The sequence below is a fragment of the Alicyclobacillus sendaiensis NBRC 100866 genome (assembly GCF_001552675.1).
GTDB lineage: Bacteria > Bacillota > Bacilli > Alicyclobacillales > Alicyclobacillaceae > Alicyclobacillus > Alicyclobacillus sendaiensis.
In genome coordinates this window covers 22,146-40,063 of the sequence record NZ_BCRQ01000006.1, presented here as the reverse complement: position 1 = coordinate 40,063, position 17,918 = coordinate 22,146, and the positions used below count along the sequence as shown (strand labels likewise).

Genomic DNA, 17,918 nt, shown 5'->3' with positions numbered 1-17,918 from the left:
ACTGGAGTTGTGTTGAGGAGGGAACGCGCGATGTTTCATGCAGTTGTGGGTGCTCAGTACGGCGACGAAGGCAAGGGGAAAATGGTCGATTACCTGGCGGAAGAGGCGGACATCGTCGTCCGGTATCAGGGCGGCGGCAATGCGGGCCACACCATCGTGAATACGTATGGAAAGTTTGCGCTTCATCTCGTGCCCTCGGGGATTTTTCACCCGCACACGCTGTGCGTGCTTGGCGCTGGCGTCGTGGTCAATCCGCCCAAACTCGTGGAGGAGCTCACGTCGCTCGCGGAGGCCGGGATCGACACGAGGCGCATTGTCATCTCGGACCGGGCGCACATGGTGCTGCCGTATCACATCTGGCAGGACCAGTGGGAAGAAGAGGCGAGATCGAAAAAAGTCGGTACGACACTGCAGGGCATTGGCCCCGCCTATCAGGATAAAGTCGGACGCTTTGGGATCCAGATGGGCGAAATGCGCGACGTCGCCCGCCTCGAGGAGCGCGTGCGCGCGGCGTTCGAGGCGAAATGCCGGCGCCTGCCCGGCCTCGACCGCTACGGCACCTGGGAAGACGTCTGGGAGCCCATCGCCGCATCCCGCGACGTCCTGCTTCCGTACATCACGGACACGACGCCGCTTTTGTACGAGGCCGCCAAGGCGAACAAGCACGTGCTGTTCGAAGGGCAGCTCGGGATTATGCGCGATCTCGACTGGGGCGTGTATCCGTTCGTCACGTCGTCCAACCCCATCGCGGGGGCCGTGTGCAGCGGTGCGGGCGTACCGCCCACCCAAATCGAGCGCATCACGGGCATCACCAAAGCGTACACCACGGCGGTCGGCGAGGGCCCGTTCCCGACGGAGTTGCACGACGAGTACGGCGCGTTTTTGCGCGATCGCGGCCACGAATACGGCGCCACCACGGGGCGGCCGCGTGGATGTGGCTGGCTCGATCTCCCGGCGTTGCGGTATGGCGCCTGGATCAACGGCTACACGGAGCTCGCGCTCATGAAGCTTGACGTCCTGTCGGGCCTTGACGAGATCCAGGTCGCCGTCGCCTACGAGCTGGACGGCCATCGGCTCGACTGGCCGCCGGCCGCGTACGACATGGAGCGCGCGAAGCCCGTCTATCACGCCCTTCCAGGGTGGCAGGAGGACATTTCCGACTGCCGAACGTTTGACGACTTGCCGAGCGCGGCGCGGCAGTATGTCGCGTTTATCGAAGAACAGGTGGGGGTCAGCATCCGGTACGTCAGCGTGGGGCCAAGCCGAGAGCAGACGATTGTGAGGTGAGGGGAAAGTCCCTCACCCACTGATCCGGCACTTCGCAGGTAACAACTCACATGCCAAGCCCGCGGAGTTAGACCTCCACCTCCAGCACCACCGGACAGTGATCGCTCCCCAGGACGTGATCGTCGATGCGGGCTTCGAGGATCCGATCCCGCAGGCGATGGCTGACCAAGAAATAGTCAATTCGCCATCCGATATTCCGCTCTCGCACACCCGGCATGTTGGACCACCACGTGTATTTGTCCGTCACGTCTGGGTGGAGCGCGCGAAAGGTGTCCACGAAGCCCGCGGCAAGCAGCTCCGTCATCTTAGCCCGCTCCTCATCGGTGAATCCGGAGTTGCCGCGATTCGATTTCGCGTTTTTGATGTCAATCTCCTGATGCGCCACGTTAAAATCGCCGCACGCGATCACGGGTTTCTCGCGATCCAGCGCACAAAGATACGCGCGAAACCTGTCCTCCCACTCCAAGCGATATGGCAGGCGCGACAGGTCCCGCCTCGCGTTTGGTGTGTACACGGTCACCACATACAGGGACGGGAATTCGAGCGTGATGACCCGCCCCTCTGGATCGATCCCGTCGCCCAACCCGTAGCGGACGTCAAGCGGCGGGATGCGCGTGAACGCGGCCGTGCCCGAATAGCCTTTGCGCTCCGCATAGTTCCAGATTTGCTGATATTCTTCGCCAAGCGGAAGCTCAATCTGCCCTTGTTGGAGCTTCGTCTCCTGCACGCAAAACACGTCCGCCCCGACGGCCTCGAAATACGGCAGAAACGCACCCTTGTTCACGCAGGCGCGAAGCCCATTGACATTCCACGACACAAGCCTCAACGTCGTCCTCCTCACCAGGTGCTTAGTCGTCGCTCGCAAGAAGTTCGAGCGCCTGTGCCAATGCCGGATCTCGCCCAGACGACAGGTCGTCGGCCGAGATCGCCACCTCCCCCATCAAGTTCGGTCAGGCGCGTCGGAATCCCTCCCGCCTCAAGGCGCCGGCACAAACGCGTGCAAAGAAACAGCCCGCGCCGCCAGTGCCATCGGGCACGGTGGGCGCGGGCTCCTGGTTCGCCAACGTCACATCTTCGACGCGATGTAGCAGGCGAGATCGACCACGCGGTTCGAGTAACCCCACTCGTTGTCGTACCAGGCGATGACCTTCACCATATCGTCGATGATCATCGTGGACAGGCCGTCGACCGTGGACGAATGCGCGTCGCCGTTGTAGTCCTTCGAGACGAGCGGGAGCTCGTTGTACGCGAGAATCCCCTTCAGCGGCCCTTCTGCGGCGCGCTTCAACGCGGCGTTGACCTCTTCCACCGTCACGGGCTTCTTCGTCTGCGCGACGAAGTCGACGAGCGACACGTTCGGCGTCGGCACGCGCATCGCCATGCCGTTCAGGCGCCCCTTCAGGTGAGGCAGCACGAGGCCCACGGCCTTCGCGGCGCCCGTGGTGGTTGGGATGATGCTGAGCGCAGCGGCGCGGGCGCGGCGCAGATCGCTGTGCGGCAGGTCAAGGATGCGCTGGTCGTTGGTGTACGAATGCACCGTCGTCATGAGGCCCTTCACGATGCCGAACTCATCATCGATGACTTTCGCCACCGGCGCGAGGCAGTTCGTCGTGCAGGACGCGTTCGAGATCACGTGGTGCTTGGCCGGATCGTACATCTCGTGGTTGACGCCCATCACAATGGTGATGTCCTCGTTCTTGGCCGGCGCCGAAATGATCACCTTTTTCGCGCCGCCCTTGGTGATGTGCACCTCGGCCTTCTCGCGGTTGGTGAACAGCCCCGTCGACTCAATGACAATGTCCACGCCGATCTCGGCCCAGGGAATCGCACCCGGATCCCGCTCCGCGAACACCTTGACCGTCTTGCCGGCGACGACGAGATCGTTGCCTTCGGCCCGGACATCTTCGGGCAGGATGCCGTGCACCGAGTCATACTTGAGGAGTGCGGCGAGCGTCTCGGCGTTCGTCAGGTCGTTCACCGCCACGATATCGATGTTCGGATTGTGAAGCGCCGCACGAAACACGTTGCGGCCAATGCGGCCAAAGCCGTTAATGCCAACCTTCACTGCCATGTTCGACCCTCTCCTTGCCTGCTGGAGTTTCGAGTTGCAAAATGCGGCGCGCTGCGCCTTCATCCGTCACCAACACGTCAATTCGATAGGCGTTTGCCACACTGGCGATGGCCTGCGCTTTTCTCTGTCCGCCGGCCACCGCGATCACGACCCTCGCCCGAGCGACGTCATCGAGCCGAAGCCCGATGGTGCGCATCGCGTAGACGACTTCTCCTCGCGCGTTGAAGTAGTGCCCGAAGGCCTCAGCCTTCGCCTCGCGCGCTTGAAGGAGTTGGACCTCCTCCTCCGTCGCGTGGCGCCGCCGGGCCATCGCAAGGGCGTCCCCGACGCCGTGCACCACGACGGTCGCCTGGCGAATGATGGGCAAGCGCTCCTGAATGTACGGATCGTCCAGCAACTGCTCGAGCGCTTTCTGCGACAGGCTGTCGGAGATCTGCAGGAGAATGGACGAGCCTCCGAGTTTCGCCGCAAGCTCGGACGCGATGGTGTTGGCTTGGTACGCCACGATTTCGCCGACCGTGCCTCTCGCCGGAACCACGGTGATGCCCTGCCGAAGCGGTTTTGCACTCATGGCCTTCGCGACCGCTGCGACGGTGGTGCCGCCCGTCACAGCGATGATATCCCCGTCCTGGAGCACCTCGGCGAGCACCTCGCTGCCCGCCTGACCAATGCGGTCCGTCACCCAGGCGTCCTCGTCCGCATCGCCTTCCACCACGATGACCCGAGGAATGCGAAGGAGCGAAGAGACGCGCCAGGCCAAATCGGAGCGCCCGGCGATTTCCGCTACGAGCGGCTCGAGCTCGGTCAAAAGCGCCTTGCCCTCCGGCGTCAGCGACACCCCGGACGAGGACGTCGCCACGAGCCCGAGTTGCTTGAGATACTCCAGTTCGGTTCGAAGCGTGCGCTCCGACTGGCCCATGGCGTGCGCGAGCGCTCGTCGGCCGATGGGCGCGTGTGCGTCAATGCGCTGCATCACCCGCACGCGGTGTTCCATGGCCCTGACCAACTCAGGCGCGACCCGTTCAACCGCGGCCCACACCGTCCACTCCATGCCTCTTCTCCTCATCGTCACTGGTCGGTCGTGTCGCCACAACGCCTATCGTCGGGGAGGATCCTAAGGGACAGTTTCCGTCCCGAGGGTTCCTCATACCGTCCCATCACTTTCAGTGTAGCGCGTTTGCAGCACAGGCGCAATGCGTCCCGGGGGAATTGGCAGTCCAGGTGCCGTGCGCCCTGGCTCGTTCATATCTTGCGCAGATGGACCTCCTGTACGCGGTGATGCGCGCCTTTCGCCAGGATGAGGTCGGCCCGGGATTTGGTCGGTGCGATGTTTTCTCGCAAATTTTTTGCGTTGATCTCCTCCCAGATGCGCAGCGCCGTCGCCACGGCTTCCTCGTCGGACAAATCCGCGTAGCGGCGAAAGTACGACTTCGGATCGCGGAACGCCGTCTCCCGCAACTTCAAAAACCGATCGATGTACCAGCCGCGGATGAGGTCTTCCGGCGCATCCACGTAGATGGAGAAATCAAAGAAGTCAGAGACAAAAATAGTCATCGGGCGTCCGCTCGAAGCCATGCGCGTCTGAAGCACGTTCAAGCCCTCGAGGATGAGGATGTCGGGCTGCTCCACCACGATGCGCTCCCCGCGCACAATGTCGTATTCAATGTGCGAGTACACGGGGGCCTCGACGCGCGGTTTGCCGGATTTGATGTCGGCCAAAAACCGAATCAACCGGCGCGTGTCGTAGCTCTCTGGAAAGCCCTTTCTCTGCATCAAGCCTCGCCGCTCGAGTTCAGCGTTTGGGTAGAGAAAGCCATCGGTGGTGACGAGATCGACCTTCGGATGGTTGGGCCAGCGCGACAAGAGCGCTTGGATGATGCGGGCCGTCGTGCTCTTGCCGACGGCAACGCTGCCCGCAATGCCAATGATGTACGGGACCTTGCGCGACTGATGGCCCAAGAAGGCGTGCGTGGCCTCGTACAGGTTCTGCGTGGCGGCGACGTACAGATTGAGAAGCCTGGAGAGTGGCAGATAGACCTCCTCCACCTCTTCCAGGGACACGGGCTCGTTCAAGCCGTGAAGCTGGGCGAGATCGTCCTCGGAGAGAAGAAGCGGCGTGGAGTCCCGGAGCCGGCTCCACTCCTCGCGCGACAGCGTCAAAAAGGGAGAAAAGCGCTCGTTCACCTGTGCGTGATTCTGCATCATTCGCCCCCCGCAATCTGTCTCGAAGCGGATGGATGAGTCCGTCATGAACGCATAAGGCCCGGCCTGTCTCGCCGGGCCAACGACAGTATACAATGTTCAATCCGTAAAAGAAAAGGAACGCGATGCGGTGTGCGCCCCCTTCCTTGCACACTGACAGCATACGCCGATCTCGTCATATTTACACGACGTCCTTGCATCCTTGACTCAAGGAGACAGAACAGGATCCATCGCGTAAAGAAACCTTAGGCGACCGCCATCAGCCGGGCCCCATGGGCCGGCCGCACGGGCTCCGCGCGGCCCAGCGTCAACCGTTCACCATGCTTCGATACTGCGCCTGAACGAGCTTGTAGTAGGCGCCGCGGCGGCGCATGAGCTCGTCGTGGCGGCCGCGCTCGACAATGCGACCTGCATCGAATACAAGGATTTGGTCTGCCTCGCGAATCGTGGACAGCCGGTGCGCGACGACGAACGAGGTGCGCCCTTCGAGGAGGACCTTGAGCGCCCGCTGAATGAGGTGCTCCGTGTAGGTGTCGATGCTCGCCGTGGCCTCGTCGAGAATCAAGATCCTGGGGTCGGCGAGGATGGCGCGAGCGAACGAGATGAGCTGGCGCTGCCCCTGGGAAAGCCTGGCCCCGCGCTCCTGCACCTCGGTAAAGTAACCGTCTGGGAGGCGACGGATGAACTCATCCGCGTACACGGCTCTCGCCGCCGCGATGCATTCCTCGTCCGTCGCGTTGGGCCGACCATAGCGAATGTTGTCCATGAGGGTCCCCGAGAAGAGGAACGTCTCTTGCAACACCATGCCCATCTGCCGGCGCAGGCTGGCGAGCGAGACGGAGCGGAGATCGTGCCCGTCGATTCGGATCTCGCCCGAGGTCGGATCGTAGAAGCGCGCGAGCAGGTTGACCACCGTGGATTTCCCGGCCCCGGTGTGGCCGACGAGCGCGATGGTCTCGCCGGGGCGGGCGACGAAGGAGACGTCCTCGATGGCGGGGCGGGACGGCTCGTAGGCGAAGGTGACATGGCAGAACTCGACGTGTCCTTTGACAGGCGGCAGCTCGCGCACAACCGCGCGATCCGTCACCGTCGGCCGGGTGTCGAGATATTGAAAGATCCGCTCCGATGACGCCATGGCGACGAGCACCTGATTGTACAGCTGTCCGAGCTGGCTGATGGGTGTCCAAAAGCTGCCCAGATAGTTCGCAAACGCGACGAGAAGCCCGACGGTGACCGCGCCCGTGTGCACGAGGTGAACGCCGTACCAGAAAAGAAGCGCCGATCCGAGCGCACCGGTGAGGTCCACCAGCGGGCCAAACGGAATGCTGAAGCGCTGCGCGCGCAGGAAGGTGCGCATGTAATCGCGGTTCATCGCCTCGAAAAATCGCTGATTTTCGTCCGCGCGGACGTACGCCTCCGTCACGCGCATGCCCTGAATGGCCTCGGCCAAATGCGCGTTCAGGCGGCTGAGGCGCAGGCGGACCTGCTGCCACGCCCGCCGGATCTGCACGGTCAGCCGCAGCGAGAGCAGGAACATGAACGGCACGACAACCAGCGCGACCGTGGCGAGACGCCAGTTGAGCGAAAACATAATGGCGATGATGCCGATCAACGTGAACACATTCGTGATGGAATTGATGACGCCGTTTGTGAACAGATCCTGAAGCGAATTCACGTCGTTCAGGATGCGGACCAGGATGGAGCCCGCGGGGCGTGCGTCGAAGAAGTCGGACGACAGCCCCTGCACGTGGACGAACAGCTCATCCCGCAGACGTTGAATGACGCGCTGCCCGAGCCGATTGGTGAGATCAATCCGAAAGAACGACGCGGCGAAGTTGAGGAGATAAAGCGCGATGAGCACCCCCGCGTACACGAACAGCAGGTGCGCGTGGCGATGACCCACGAGCGCGTCGACCGCTTGGCCCACCAGATACGGCGCGACGAGCGTCACGACGAGGTTGCCGCCTGTGGCGAGGAGCGCAAACGCGATGAGCGTTGGATAGGGCCGCATGTAGGAGGCAAGCCGCAGGATGAGCGACAGTTGCAGTTTTTTCTCGAGCGCCTCGTCATCTCGGTAGATAAACGGCGCCCGAAGGAGCGCTTCGCCACCGCCTTGTGCGTCTTGCGTCTGTGCCATTTCAGCGCTCTCCTTCCGCGAGACAGGGATTCTCGATTTGGCGCAAGGCCTCGAGGTCGCGAAACTGCATGTCGTAGATGTGCCGATACAGGCCGCCGAGATCGAGCAATTCCTGGTGACGGCCTCGCTCGACGATCCGGCCTCCGTCGAGCACGAGGATTTCATCCGCATCTTTCACGGCGTTCAGTCGCTGGGCGATGAGAAACGTCGTGGCGCGACCGGCGCGAGCGGCGAGGCGCTGCTGAATCACTTCCTCCGTCTCCATGTCGACGGCGCTCGTCGCGTCGTCAAGGATGAGGATGCGGGGCTCGGGCACGAGCGCCCTGGCGATGGAGACGCGCTGCCGCTGGCCGCCGGAAAGGCCAAGCCCGCGCTCTCCGACGAGCGTGAGATACCCCTCGGGCAGCCGATGGATGAATTCGGCCGCGTCGGCCACTTCGCTCGCCTCTTCCACGCGCGCCAGATCCGCGTCCGGGCGCCCGTAGGCGATGTTGGCGAAAAGCGTCGTGGAAAAGAGAAACGCCTCCTGAAACACGAAGCCGATTTGCCGCCTTAGCGATGCGCGCTTCCACTGGCGCACGTCGACGCCGTCCACGAGCACCGCGCCTTCGTCGACGTCGCGAAAGCGGGGAATGAGCGAGACGAGCGTGGACTTGCCGCTTCCGGTGAGGCCGACAATCGCCACCGTCTGCCCGGGCCGCGCGGTGAACGTGATGTCGCGCAGGACGTATTCGCCGCCAAGCTTCACGCTCACGCCGCGAAACTCGACGAGCCCCTCCATCGGGCGGTCCACCTCCTCCTGAGACGCGTCGAGATCGTCCTGTTGCTCGAGGATCTCGAGGAGGCGTGCGCCGGCGGCGGTGGCCTGCGTCCAGTTGTTCAGGAAGAAGCCGAGCTGGGACATGGGCCAGATCATGTACCAGATGAGCGAGAGAAAGGCGACGAGATCGCCAAGGTTCATGTGGCCCGACATCACGAGCCATCCGCCGACGATGAGAATCAGCACGACACCGAGATTGCCGGTCAGCTCGATGGCGGGAAAGAAGGCGCGCCACAGCTTGGTCGCGCGGATGTTGGCGTCGTAGTACGCCTGATTCCGCTCGCGAAATTTGTCGATCTCGTGCGCCTCACGCGCGAACGACTTCACGGTGCGCACGCCCATGAGGCTCTCTTGGACGCCCGAATTGAGTCGACCGAGCGTCTGCCGGATGGCCATGAAGACCGGCCCCACCTTCTTATCGAATCGGATGGCGATGGCGGCGAGCACCGGTATCACGATAGAGAGGAGGAGCGCCAGCCGGACATCGAGCGTCAGCATCATGCCAATGCTGAACACGATGGTCAGGAATAAGTTCAGAAGATTGTTGATGCCAAAGGCAAAAAACATGCGGAACGCGTCGAGATCGGCCGTGAGGCGAGACATGAGGTCGCCCGTGTGGATTTCGTCGTAGAACCGAAAGGAGAGTTGGTTGAGCTTCCGGTAGAGCTCGTTGCGCAAATCGAAGGCCGTGCGCGCGCCGAACACCTGCGCCAGATACGCCTGCGTGAAGTTGCAGACGCCCTTGACGAAGGACGCGAGGAGGATGGCAACCGAGAGCGGGAAGAGGAGCTCCTCGCGGTGTCCGAGGATCACGCGATTCACAATGGCCTTCAGCAAATAGGGATACGCGAGCTGCAAGAGGGCCGTCAAGACGAGGAAGCCGAGGCTCACCCAAAGGAGCGACAGGTACGGCCGATAAAAGCGAGATAATCGTCGATACACGCCAGCCAAATCAGGTCTCTCCCTTTTTCGCGGCCGGAGCCGGATCAGTCGCACGCCAGACATTGAATCACAGTCGGCCGCGAAACGGGATGACGAATCTGGTCATCTTTTTCCGGATGTGGCTGGCGCGCAAACACCGCCGATCTGGACCAGAACGAACACACGGTGCCCATTGCCACAGGCGGCTCACGCGCCGATCACGTCGCGCGCTTTCGAAATTCCCGAGGCGAAATACCATATTTCTGGCGAAATACGCGATAGAAATACGAGTACGAGTGAAAGCCGCATCGATCGGCAATCTCTTCTAAGTTCAGGTTGCTGAAGCGCATGCGGTCACACGCCATCTGCAGGCGCACGTTCTGCAAGTATTGGACGACCGTTTGACCATAAGCCTCTTTAAACATGTGCACCACGCGCGACACCGAGAGCCCGACGGCATCGGCAATGTCGGCCAGCGACAGATCCTCCGCCGCGTGCCGCTCGATGTAGGCTCGGATCCGCTCCGCCGCAATGGGCACCGGCGTGGCGCGCTTCGGATCGTACCCGTATTTGTCAAACGTGAGGCAGAGCGCTCGGAGGAGATAGTCGCACAGTTCGCCATCCGGCTGGCCCGGCCGCCGGTACTCTTCGATGAGTTGGCGCCAGAGGTACACGCAGTTTTCGTGCAGCGCGAGTCGCAGATGCCGCTTTCTCGGCCGATGATTCCACCACTGATCGACCCAGGGGCCGTTGCAGAACAGATAGAGATCCGTCGACAAATGCTCGCCCGGCCGATGGTTGTCATCCGGTTCGATGCGCAGCTCGTACGGTTCCCCGGCCGGAAAGAGGAGCAGATCCCCCGCGCCAACCACCACAGACGTCCCGGACGTCGTGACGACGGCGCGACCGTCGAGCTGAAGGCGAAACAGATAGCAGTCGAGCCCTTGATGCACCGCCTGCACGAACGGCGTATCGTGCTCCGCAAATCCTGCGCCGACGAGCCACGCCTCCGGCTCTCGGCTTCCGCCATTTCCAAAAGACACGAAGCCATTCACTCCTCCAACGAGGCCATCTCACCATGCGGACCTCGCCCGTTTCGTCTCATCCTCTATTAGACATCGGGCCTCGCGTCCACTATACTGAGCAGTGGAATCGAGAGTCCCAGACAATCACAACCAAGCACGCAGTTCTATGGTGCAAGGCGCAAGGAGGCTCATCCGTCGTGAGTGAGACGCAACAGATGCAAGAGACGCTGGATGTGTCGGACATTCTGCTGGATCCGTCCGTTCAACGGTCGTTGAACCATGTCCTTGAACGGCTGCCCAAGATTGCCCAATTGGTGGAGGCGCTGACGGCCGATGAGCGCACGCTCGAAAGCCTGACCGCCATCGTCGAGCACTTACCCCAACTCGCAAAGTTGGTCTACCTCGTGAGCCGCGTTTCCCAGGCCGTGGAGGACGTCATCACGGATGGCGACTCGCTCGAAGGGTTCGGCAAGCTCGCCAAGCAGATGGTCGAGCCCGCCGTGGGCCCCGCGAAGAAGGTGCTCGACGCGTACAAGGTGGCCAAGGAGCGCGCGGAACACGACACCACCACGTACAGCGTGTTCAGTTTGCTGAAACTGCTGAAAGAGCCGGTGGTTCAGAAGAACCTCCGCATCGTCTCCGCGATGCTCGAGGAACTCGGCAAAGACGAGTCTCACGGCCACCATTGAGCCTTTTGGCGATCGCGTCCGGCCACACGGGCGCGATCGCCCCGCCTGACACCAAGGAGGGATGGCCATGGCCGAATCCAAGCGCAAATGGACCCAGGAAGAGTTGCGCAAGCGCCTGACTCCGCTTCAATATGCCGTGACCCAGGAGAACGCGACGGAGCCGCCGTTTCGCAATGAGTACTGGAACCACCACGAGGAGGGCCTGTACGTCGACATCGTCTCCGGGCAGCCGCTGTTCTCGTCTCGAGACAAGTTCGACTCCGGCTGCGGCTGGCCGAGCTTCACCAAGCCGATTTCCGAAGATGCGGTGATGGAGCGACTCGATACCAGCCACGGCATGATCCGCACGGAGGTCCGCAGTCGTGAGGCGGACGCACACCTCGGCCACGTGTTCCCCGACGGCCCCATCGACAAAGGTGGCCTTCGCTACTGCATCAACTCGGCGGCGCTCCGCTTTATCCCGAAGCAGGACCTCGAAAAAGAAGGGTACGGCGAATACCTGAAGCTGTTTGAGGACGACGAGGACTGACGCCTCCCATGCTGTGGATGGTCAAGCTGGCGGAGAGCCTCGCCTTGCCGCCGGGCCTCTTCGCCACCCTCGCGCTTCTCTTGGCCGTGCTCCTCGCCCGCCATCGCCGCGGCTTCGCCCTCGCACTGGCCGCCGTGTCCCTGTCCTTCGCCGCTATGTGCACCCCGGCCGTCGGCAATCTCCTGCTCGCGCCCCTTGAACGCGCGTACGCGCCGCCCGCCCGCCCCGTGGGCGACGTCATCGTCGTGCTCGGCGCAGGCTTTTCCGCGGCCACGCCGGACTTTGCCGATCCCGGCCTTGACACCGGCACCCTGTACGGCGACTCGGGCGAGCGCGTCCTCGCCGCCGCCGCGCTGTACCCCGAGCAGCGTCTCCCCATCGTGCTCTCCGGCGGTCCGCTCATCCGCGCAAACGGGAAATCGTACGCGTTTGCGCTCATCGCCGCGCGCGATCTCGCCGCACTCGGCGTGCCGCGGCGCGATATGTACGTGGACCCGACAAGCCGCACCACGGAGGAGAACGCCGAACACACCGCCCTCATCCTGCGCAGGCTGCATCGGTCGCACCCCATTCTCGTCGCATCGGCGGCGCAGATGGCGCGGGCCGTGATGGACTTTCGGCGCGTGGGGCTTGTCGTGACGCCCTATCCGGTGGGCTACACCGTGAGCGAGGTGCCCACGCCCCTCGCGCACGCACTCCTGCCCTCCGAGACAGGCCTCGACGAGACGGCGGCCGCGCTGCACGAAGATCTCGGCATCCTCGCCGCGCGCCTCCACCTCCACGGCTAGGCGCGCCGCGGCGCGTGCCGCTCGAGCAGCAGGGCGAGATCCGCGTGCGCTTCGCGCGTGGCCGCCAGGATGCCGTGGGTGAGCGTGTTCGGCCGGTTGAATCGAAACGGGAGCCCGGCCCCGTCGTGCACCTGTCCCCCGGCGGCCAGGACGAGCGCGACACCCGCGGCGATATCCCACTCGTGCTTGGGCCCGAGGCTGAACGTGCCGTCCGCCTCGCCCGCTGCGACGAGCGCCAGCTTGTACGCGATGGAGCCCACCGCGCGGACGTCGAGAACATCCGCAAACGGCTCGAACTCCCCGCGGTTCATCTCCGACCGGCTGCCCAGAATGATGAGGCGCTCGCCGCGATCGCGCGAACAGGTGATGGGCTTCCCATTCCGCCACGCGCCGACGCCCACCGCGCCGAGAAATCGATCCCCCGTCGCGGGATTCACCACCGCGCCCGCCACCGGCTCACCGTCCCGCGCGAGCGCCACCGACACGGCGTATTCGGGAATCCGGCGGACGAACTCCCGCGTCCCGTCGATGGGATCTACAATCCACACCCAGCGCTTCGTGAGGCGATCCGGCCGATCCTTCGTCTCCTCGGACAGCCAGCCGGCCTCCGGAAGGAGCGCGAGCAGCCGCTCTTTCAGAAACGCATCACAGGCGAGATCGGCCGTGGTGACCGGATCTCGCCGCTCGTCTGGATTCTTGAATTGCGTGTCAAAGCCCTGCCTGGCGATGTCCTCCACCAAGCGACCGGCCTCTGCGACCACCGCCGCCAGGCCATCCAGCCATGCCTTCTCCATGCACTCCTCCAAATGGTGTGGCACTGCGTGCGCCGATTCGTACCCGTTTTCCATTATAGCCGAGGTGTAAAGTGCCGCCCGGATGAGCGCACATTGATCCATGGAGAATGAGGTTACGCGCGGCCCGCGACGAAGGCCCGCGACGCCTCCCAGAGGCCGTTCAGGTACGTGAGGCCCAGGGCGCGATCGTACAGCCCGTATCCCGGGATGCCCGTCTCACCCCAGATCATCCGCCCGTGATCCGGCCGCGCCGGGCCACGGTAGTCGAGCCGCGCCAGGATGGCCACGAGCTCCGCCATGTCGACCGATCCGTCCCGCGACAGGTGCCCGGATTCGTAGAACGACTTCTCTCCGACGCGCTTCACGTTCCGCAGATGGACGAAGTGTAGCCGATTGCGCGCGCCGAGATCGCGCAATATGGCGGGCAGGTCGTTCTCCGCGCTCGCGCCAAGCGAGCCCGAGCAGAAGCAGACGCCGTTTGCGGGCGAGTCGCAGATCTCGAACATGCGCACAAACGACGCGTGCCGCCCGATGATGCGCGGGATGCCGAGAATGGGCCAGGGCGGATCGTCCGGATGGATGGCCAGGCGAATCCCCACCTCTTCCGCCACCGGCGCCACGGAGCGCAAGAAGTAGGCGAGGCTGTCCCAGAGCCCCTCGTCGCCCCGCTCGCGGTACTCGTCACGCAGGCGGCGCAGTTTCTGGCCATCCTCGTCGATGTTCCAGACGGGCAGCTTGACCCGCCCCGAGAGGAGCGCCTCTTCGTCCACCTCGTCGTGGAAATAGGCGAGCGAATTCGATCCGTCCGGCAGCGGATACGCGAGCGAGGTCCGCATCCAGTCAAAGAGCGGCATGAAGTTGTAGCAGACCGTGTCGATCCCGGCCCTCGCAAGGCGCCGAAGCGTCTCCTGGTACGCCTCGATGTACTTTTCGCGGGTGGGCCGCCCGAGCTTGATGTCCTCGTGCACCGGCACGCTCTCGATCACCGTCAGGCGGAAGCCGAAGGACTCCACCTGCCGAACCAGTTCGCGGATCTCGTCCTCGGGCCAGGCCTCGCCCGGCGGCACGTGGTAGAGCGCGGAGACAATGCCCACGCAGCCGGGAATCTGGCGGATTTTCGCGAGCGTGACGGGATCATCCGGGCCGTACCAGCGAAAGGAGAGCTGCATCCACGGATCCTCCTCTCAACCGCGCACGGCGCGGACCAGCCGCTCGGCGCGCTTTGTGATGGACGCAAAGTCGCGGGCCTCGAGGTCGGCCTTCGGGAAGAGGGAGCTGCCCACGCCAACGGCCACGGCACCCGCGTTGAGGAAGGCGCGCGCGTTGTCCTCGCTGACGCCGCCCGTCACCATGGCCTTCAGGTCTTTGAACGGGCCGCGGAGATCGCGCAGATAGCCCGGGCCGACGAGGCTCCCGGGGAAGATCTTGACCGCCTCTGCCCCGAGCCGAAGCGCGGCCGCGACCTCCGTCGGCGTGAGCACGCCGGGGACCATGGGCACTCCCCACTCCCGCGCGGCGTGCATCAGGTCGGGATCGAGGTGTGGCGACACAAAGAAGGTGGCGCCCGCCTCCTTCGCGGCCTGCATCTGCTCGCGTGTGAACACCGTGCCCGCGCCGAGAAGGACGCGATCGCCAAGAACCTCCCGCGTCCGACGAATGAGCTCCGCGCCATCCGGCGCGTCCATGGTGACCTCGATGGCCCGCACGCCGCCCTCCGCAAGCGCTCTCACCACATCGAGAAACGTCTCCGATGGCAGCCGCCGCAGGACGGCCACCACTTTCTCCTCTTGCAGCATCTCCACCACGTTCATCGCTCCACGCCTCCCTGGCCCTCGAGATACGACATGGCCTCTCGCCACGTCGGATAGCCGTCATAGTCGCCTTCCGCCGTCACCGCGCACGCGCCGACGAGCGCCGCCAATCGCAGGGCATCCGCCACGCTCCAGCCCTTCATCCGTCCGGCGATGAACCCGGCGTTGAACCCATCCCCGGCGCCCACCGCATCCACCACGTTCGAAACGGGCCAGGCCGGGACCTGAAGCGCGCCCTCTTCCGACAGCCACTCGGCGCCCTCCGCGCCCCGCTTGACGATCACGCCCTCACCGGCAAAGCCCATGTCTCGCAGGGCGGTCCAGACGTCGGTCCCGCGCGACGTGCCGAGGAGCAACTCTGCCTCGGAGTCCCCGATGAAAAGCCAGCCGCTCTTCGGCGCCATGTGCGCGAGCAGCGCCCGCCACGCGTCCGCAGGCGCCAGCTTCAGCCGGACGTTGATGTCAAATGAAACCGTCGCGCTCGCCCGGGCGGCCGCCTCCACGAGCGCATCGCTCGCGGCACGCGCCGGATCGCCAATCATCCAGGTGATGCCGGTGCCGTGCACCCAGCCGATGTCGCCCGCCTGGAGGTCTTCCTCGGCAAGCTCGGTGGGAAAGCCCTCCTGGGCCATGGCGGACTGGTTTCGGTAGTAGAACACCTCGGTCCGCCCATCGAGGCCCGACCACTGCTTGAAGTAAATCCCCGTCGGGAACCGGTGGGACACGGTGACCAGCCGATCCTCCACACCTTCCTCGCGCAGCGCGCGGCGGATCTGCTCGCCGAAAGGATCATCCCCCACCTTGGCGAGGTATGCGACGGGAACCTCCAACCGCGCGATCCCCACCGCCGTGTTCAACTCCGCACCAGCACAGGCCGCGTGGAACCCCCGCACCTGATGCAGCTTCCCCGGCCGATCCGGCACAAACACCACGAGCGGCTCGCCAAAGGTCAGCACGCGCCGCGCGCGTTCGCGATGCTCCTCCAAACTTCGCTCCTCCTCATCCACGTGGTCCGGTTCCGCCGCGGCGGCCACCGAGGATTGAGCCACCGCGGGTTTCGCCGTGCCAGCTCTTGTATACTTGTGTGTTAGAAGATGTGAAAGAATGCGGGCGAGATCGCCCACAGGGACATTGTAACACGAACGCGGCGGCTTCGGTTCGGCCGTCGCCCAAGCTTTGCGGTTACGGCCCGTCGCCGGTTGGATGGCGCGCAGCCTGTGCGGCGAACGTCGCCGTACGGCGTGTGCGGCCATCTAGGCGCCGCACGCGGGGCTCGAGTGCCCCGCCTAGACACCGCTGCGGCAGACCCCCGCACGGCCCGCGAGCCATGCCCGCACGGCGTTTTCGGCGGCCGCCGCGAGAAGCGCCCGGGCGTTTTCCATGGCGTCCTCGAGGGCCATGGGCCCAGGCGCGATGGAGAAGAGGGCGGTGACGCCGTGATGGTACAGGCGCTCGGCGCCCGGGCCGATGGCCCCGGAGATACAGAACACGGGCACGCCGCGGGCTTGGGCCCGGCGCGCCACACCGGCCACGGCTTTGCCACGCGCGGTCTGGGCATCGGTGCGGCCCTCGCCGGTGAGGACGAGCGCGGCACGTTCGAGGGCGTGATCGAACCCGACCGCGTCGAGCACGAAGTCGATGCCGGAGATCCGCGAGGCGCCAAGCAGGTAGAGCGCGAAGCCCAAGCCGCCTGCGGCGCCCGCGCCGGGCAGCACCGCCGCCTGGCGCCCGAACGCAGCCTCGCACAATGCCGCGATGTGCGCCAGCGCAGCGTCCAGGTGGGACAGGTCGTGCGTCGACACGCCCTTCTGCGGCCCGAAGACCGCGGTGGCCCCGTTTTCGCCCGTGAGCGGATTGTCCACGTCGCACACGGCAAGCATCTCGACGCCACGGAGGCGCTCGTCGAGGCCAGACACGTCGACGCGCACCACGCGGTGAAACTCCGCCGGCACCGGGGGCACGTCCCGGCCCGCATCATCGAGGAAACGCACACCGAGTGCCGCGAGCATACCGAGACCCGCGTCGTTCGTGCCGGATCCCCCGAGCGCCACCGCGATGCGGCGATGCCCCGTCTCGAGCGCGTGCCGGATCATCTCGCCAACGCCGAGCGTGGTCCGGTGCCAGACGTCCACGCCCGAGCGAAGGGCCTCCGGCAGACCGACGGCCTCCGCGCACTCGACGACGGCGGTGCCGTCGGGGAGGGCAAGGAAACGGCCTTGCTTAAGTTGGCCGCTTGCCGCTGTCACCTCGGTCGACAGCCACCGCGCGCGGGTCGAGGTGGCGATGGCCGCAAGCGTGCCTTCGCCGCCGTCCGCGATGGGGACAAGTGCCAACTGGGCGGATGGACACGCCCGGCTCACGCCCTCGGCCATCGCCTCGGCCGCTTCGCGCGCGGTGAGCGAGCCCTTGAAGGAATCGGGGGCGAGCAGGATGTGGGAGTTCTCATACTCCATTGCTTGATCCAAGCTCGATTCCGCCTTTCGGGGAACGCGTCATCCTCATGAGGACGTGAGACTTCTTCATGCGTATTCGCGGACAGAACACGATTCTCCTCCCATCCCGCGCTATAATGAAACCGTTACCGATATCGAGGTGAGACCCATGAATCGCAATTGGTTACGGATTCTCTCCATCGCCGTACCGGTGGCTTGCCTCGTGGTTTCGGCCATCACGGCTCGCTGGGGCCTTTTGTTCCTGTGCATCACGCCTGCATTTCTCCAGTGGGGCTTTGGCATCGGCGAGCGCAAGCGGAAACGCGGGGATGATCAACAAAACCCGCCATGGGGCGGGTCATGAACGCCGATTCTTTCTTTGTTCGCGCTCCGCTTGCGCACTTCGCCAGAT

General features: G+C 64.4%; 17 protein-coding genes. 5 read left to right on the top strand and 12 right to left on the bottom strand.

The annotated features are described in order from the left end of the window. Nucleotides 1-30 precede the first annotated feature (30 nt). Nucleotides 31-1,287, top strand: a complete 1,257-nt coding sequence (locus AS26_RS02285) for an adenylosuccinate synthase (RefSeq protein ID WP_062305786.1) — start codon at nt 31-33, stop codon at nt 1,285-1,287. 67 nt (nt 1,288-1,354) lie between these two features. Here AS26_RS02285 and AS26_RS02280 read toward each other — a convergent pair whose 3' ends face one another. The 7 genes from AS26_RS02280 to AS26_RS02250 form a co-directional block, all read right to left on the bottom strand. After that, a complete protein-coding gene (locus AS26_RS02280; protein WP_062305784.1) occupies nt 1,355-2,113 on the bottom strand; it encodes an exodeoxyribonuclease III in 759 nt (252 codons plus the stop codon). Nucleotides 2,114-2,353: 240 nt separating this feature from the next. Next, the gene (gene gap / locus AS26_RS02275) at nt 2,354-3,358 is read right to left on the bottom strand and encodes a type I glyceraldehyde-3-phosphate dehydrogenase (protein WP_062305783.1); all 1,005 of its coding nucleotides are present in this window, start codon (nt 3,356-3,358) and stop codon (nt 2,354-2,356) included. Beyond that, entirely contained in the window at nt 3,336-4,409 is a 1,074-nt protein-coding gene (locus tag AS26_RS02270) for a sugar-binding transcriptional regulator (RefSeq protein ID WP_062305781.1), read from the bottom strand. The genes gap and AS26_RS02270 overlap by 23 nt, the downstream gene beginning before the upstream one ends. Before the next feature lie 191 nt (nt 4,410-4,600). Then, on the bottom strand, nt 4,601-5,560 hold the full coding sequence (gene coaA, locus AS26_RS02265) for a type I pantothenate kinase (protein WP_062305780.1): 960 nt from the start codon (nt 5,558-5,560) through the stop codon (nt 4,601-4,603). 307 nt (nt 5,561-5,867) lie between these two features. Continuing rightward, nucleotides 5,868-7,697: an ABC transporter ATP-binding protein gene (locus AS26_RS02260; RefSeq protein WP_062305779.1), complete on the bottom strand. Its 1,830-nt coding sequence runs from the start codon at nt 7,695-7,697 to the stop codon at nt 5,868-5,870. Between the two features lies 1 nt (nt 7,698). Then, on the bottom strand, nt 7,699-9,459 hold the full coding sequence (locus AS26_RS02255; RefSeq protein ID WP_245629569.1) for an ABC transporter ATP-binding protein: 1,761 nt from the start codon (nt 9,457-9,459) through the stop codon (nt 7,699-7,701). A gap of 197 nt (nt 9,460-9,656) precedes the next feature. Beyond that, a complete protein-coding gene (locus AS26_RS02250; protein ID WP_062305776.1) occupies nt 9,657-10,481 on the bottom strand; it encodes a helix-turn-helix transcriptional regulator in 825 nt (274 codons plus the stop codon). Nucleotides 10,482-10,660: 179 nt separating this feature from the next. Between AS26_RS02250 and AS26_RS02245 the strand changes: the two genes are divergently transcribed. The 3 genes from AS26_RS02245 (at nt 10,661) to AS26_RS02235 (ending at nt 12,469) form a co-directional block, all read left to right on the top strand. Further along, nucleotides 10,661-11,152: a helical membrane plugin domain-containing protein gene (locus AS26_RS02245; RefSeq protein ID WP_062305774.1), complete on the top strand. Its 492-nt coding sequence runs from the start codon at nt 10,661-10,663 to the stop codon at nt 11,150-11,152. Between the two features lie 67 nt (nt 11,153-11,219). Beyond that, complete coding sequence (msrB, locus tag AS26_RS02240; RefSeq protein ID WP_062305773.1) at nt 11,220-11,681, top strand: peptide-methionine (R)-S-oxide reductase MsrB; 462 nt, start codon at nt 11,220-11,222, stop codon at nt 11,679-11,681. Between the two features lie 8 nt (nt 11,682-11,689). Then, nucleotides 11,690-12,469, top strand: coding sequence for a YdcF family protein (locus tag AS26_RS02235; protein WP_062305772.1), 780 nt, complete (start codon nt 11,690-11,692; stop codon nt 12,467-12,469). Here AS26_RS02235 and AS26_RS02230 read toward each other — a convergent pair. The 5 genes from AS26_RS02230 to AS26_RS02210 form a co-directional block, all read right to left on the bottom strand. Beyond that, nucleotides 12,466-13,263, bottom strand: coding sequence for a 3'(2'),5'-bisphosphate nucleotidase CysQ (locus AS26_RS02230; protein ID WP_062305770.1), 798 nt, complete (start codon nt 13,261-13,263; stop codon nt 12,466-12,468). The genes AS26_RS02235 and AS26_RS02230 overlap by 4 nt on opposite strands. A 113-nt stretch (nt 13,264-13,376) precedes the next feature. Next, on the bottom strand, nt 13,377-14,432 hold the full coding sequence (locus tag AS26_RS02225) for a mannonate dehydratase (RefSeq protein ID WP_062305767.1): 1,056 nt from the start codon (nt 14,430-14,432) through the stop codon (nt 13,377-13,379). 15 nt (nt 14,433-14,447) lie between these two features. Then, a complete protein-coding gene (locus tag AS26_RS02220; protein WP_062305766.1) occupies nt 14,448-15,074 on the bottom strand; it encodes a bifunctional 4-hydroxy-2-oxoglutarate aldolase/2-dehydro-3-deoxy-phosphogluconate aldolase in 627 nt (208 codons plus the stop codon). Then, complete coding sequence (locus AS26_RS02215) at nt 15,071-16,060, bottom strand: sugar kinase (protein ID WP_062305823.1); 990 nt, start codon at nt 16,058-16,060, stop codon at nt 15,071-15,073. The genes AS26_RS02220 and AS26_RS02215 overlap by 4 nt, the downstream gene beginning before the upstream one ends. A gap of 300 nt (nt 16,061-16,360) precedes the next feature. Beyond that, entirely contained in the window at nt 16,361-17,539 is a 1,179-nt protein-coding gene (locus AS26_RS02210) for a glycerate kinase (protein WP_245629567.1), read from the bottom strand. Nucleotides 17,540-17,675: 136 nt separating this feature from the next. On the opposite strand from AS26_RS02210, the gene AS26_RS02205 reads away from it, so the two are divergent. Next, complete coding sequence (locus AS26_RS02205) at nt 17,676-17,870, top strand: hypothetical protein (protein WP_062305764.1); 195 nt, start codon at nt 17,676-17,678, stop codon at nt 17,868-17,870. The last annotated feature ends 48 nt before the right edge of the window (nt 17,871-17,918 follow it).

Bases quoted from the DNA above. Each gene is read 5' to 3' on its own strand.
- coaA (WP_062305780.1), bottom strand. From the start codon at position 5,560: ATGCAGAATCACGCACAGGTGAACGAGCGCTTTTCTCCCTTTTTGACG.
- AS26_RS02220 (WP_062305766.1), bottom strand. From the start codon at position 15,074: ATGAACGTGGTGGAGATGCTGCAAGAGGAGAAAGTGGTGGCCGTCCTG.
- AS26_RS02260 (WP_062305779.1), bottom strand. From the start codon at position 7,697: ATGGCACAGACGCAAGACGCACAAGGCGGTGGCGAAGCGCTCCTTCGG.
- AS26_RS02270 (WP_062305781.1), bottom strand. From the start codon at position 4,409: ATGGAGTGGACGGTGTGGGCCGCGGTTGAACGGGTCGCGCCTGAGTTG.
- AS26_RS02230 (WP_062305770.1), bottom strand. From the start codon at position 13,263: ATGGAGAAGGCATGGCTGGATGGCCTGGCGGCGGTGGTCGCAGAGGCC.
- AS26_RS02285 (WP_062305786.1), top strand. From the start codon at position 31: ATGTTTCATGCAGTTGTGGGTGCTCAGTACGGCGACGAAGGCAAGGGG.
- AS26_RS02205 (WP_062305764.1), top strand. From the start codon at position 17,676: ATGAATCGCAATTGGTTACGGATTCTCTCCATCGCCGTACCGGTGGCT.
- AS26_RS02235 (WP_062305772.1), top strand. From the start codon at position 11,690: ATGCTGTGGATGGTCAAGCTGGCGGAGAGCCTCGCCTTGCCGCCGGGC.
- AS26_RS02225 (WP_062305767.1), bottom strand. From the start codon at position 14,432: ATGCAGCTCTCCTTTCGCTGGTACGGCCCGGATGATCCCGTCACGCTC.
- msrB (WP_062305773.1), top strand. From the start codon at position 11,220: ATGGCCGAATCCAAGCGCAAATGGACCCAGGAAGAGTTGCGCAAGCGC.
- gap (WP_062305783.1), bottom strand. From the start codon at position 3,358: ATGGCAGTGAAGGTTGGCATTAACGGCTTTGGCCGCATTGGCCGCAAC.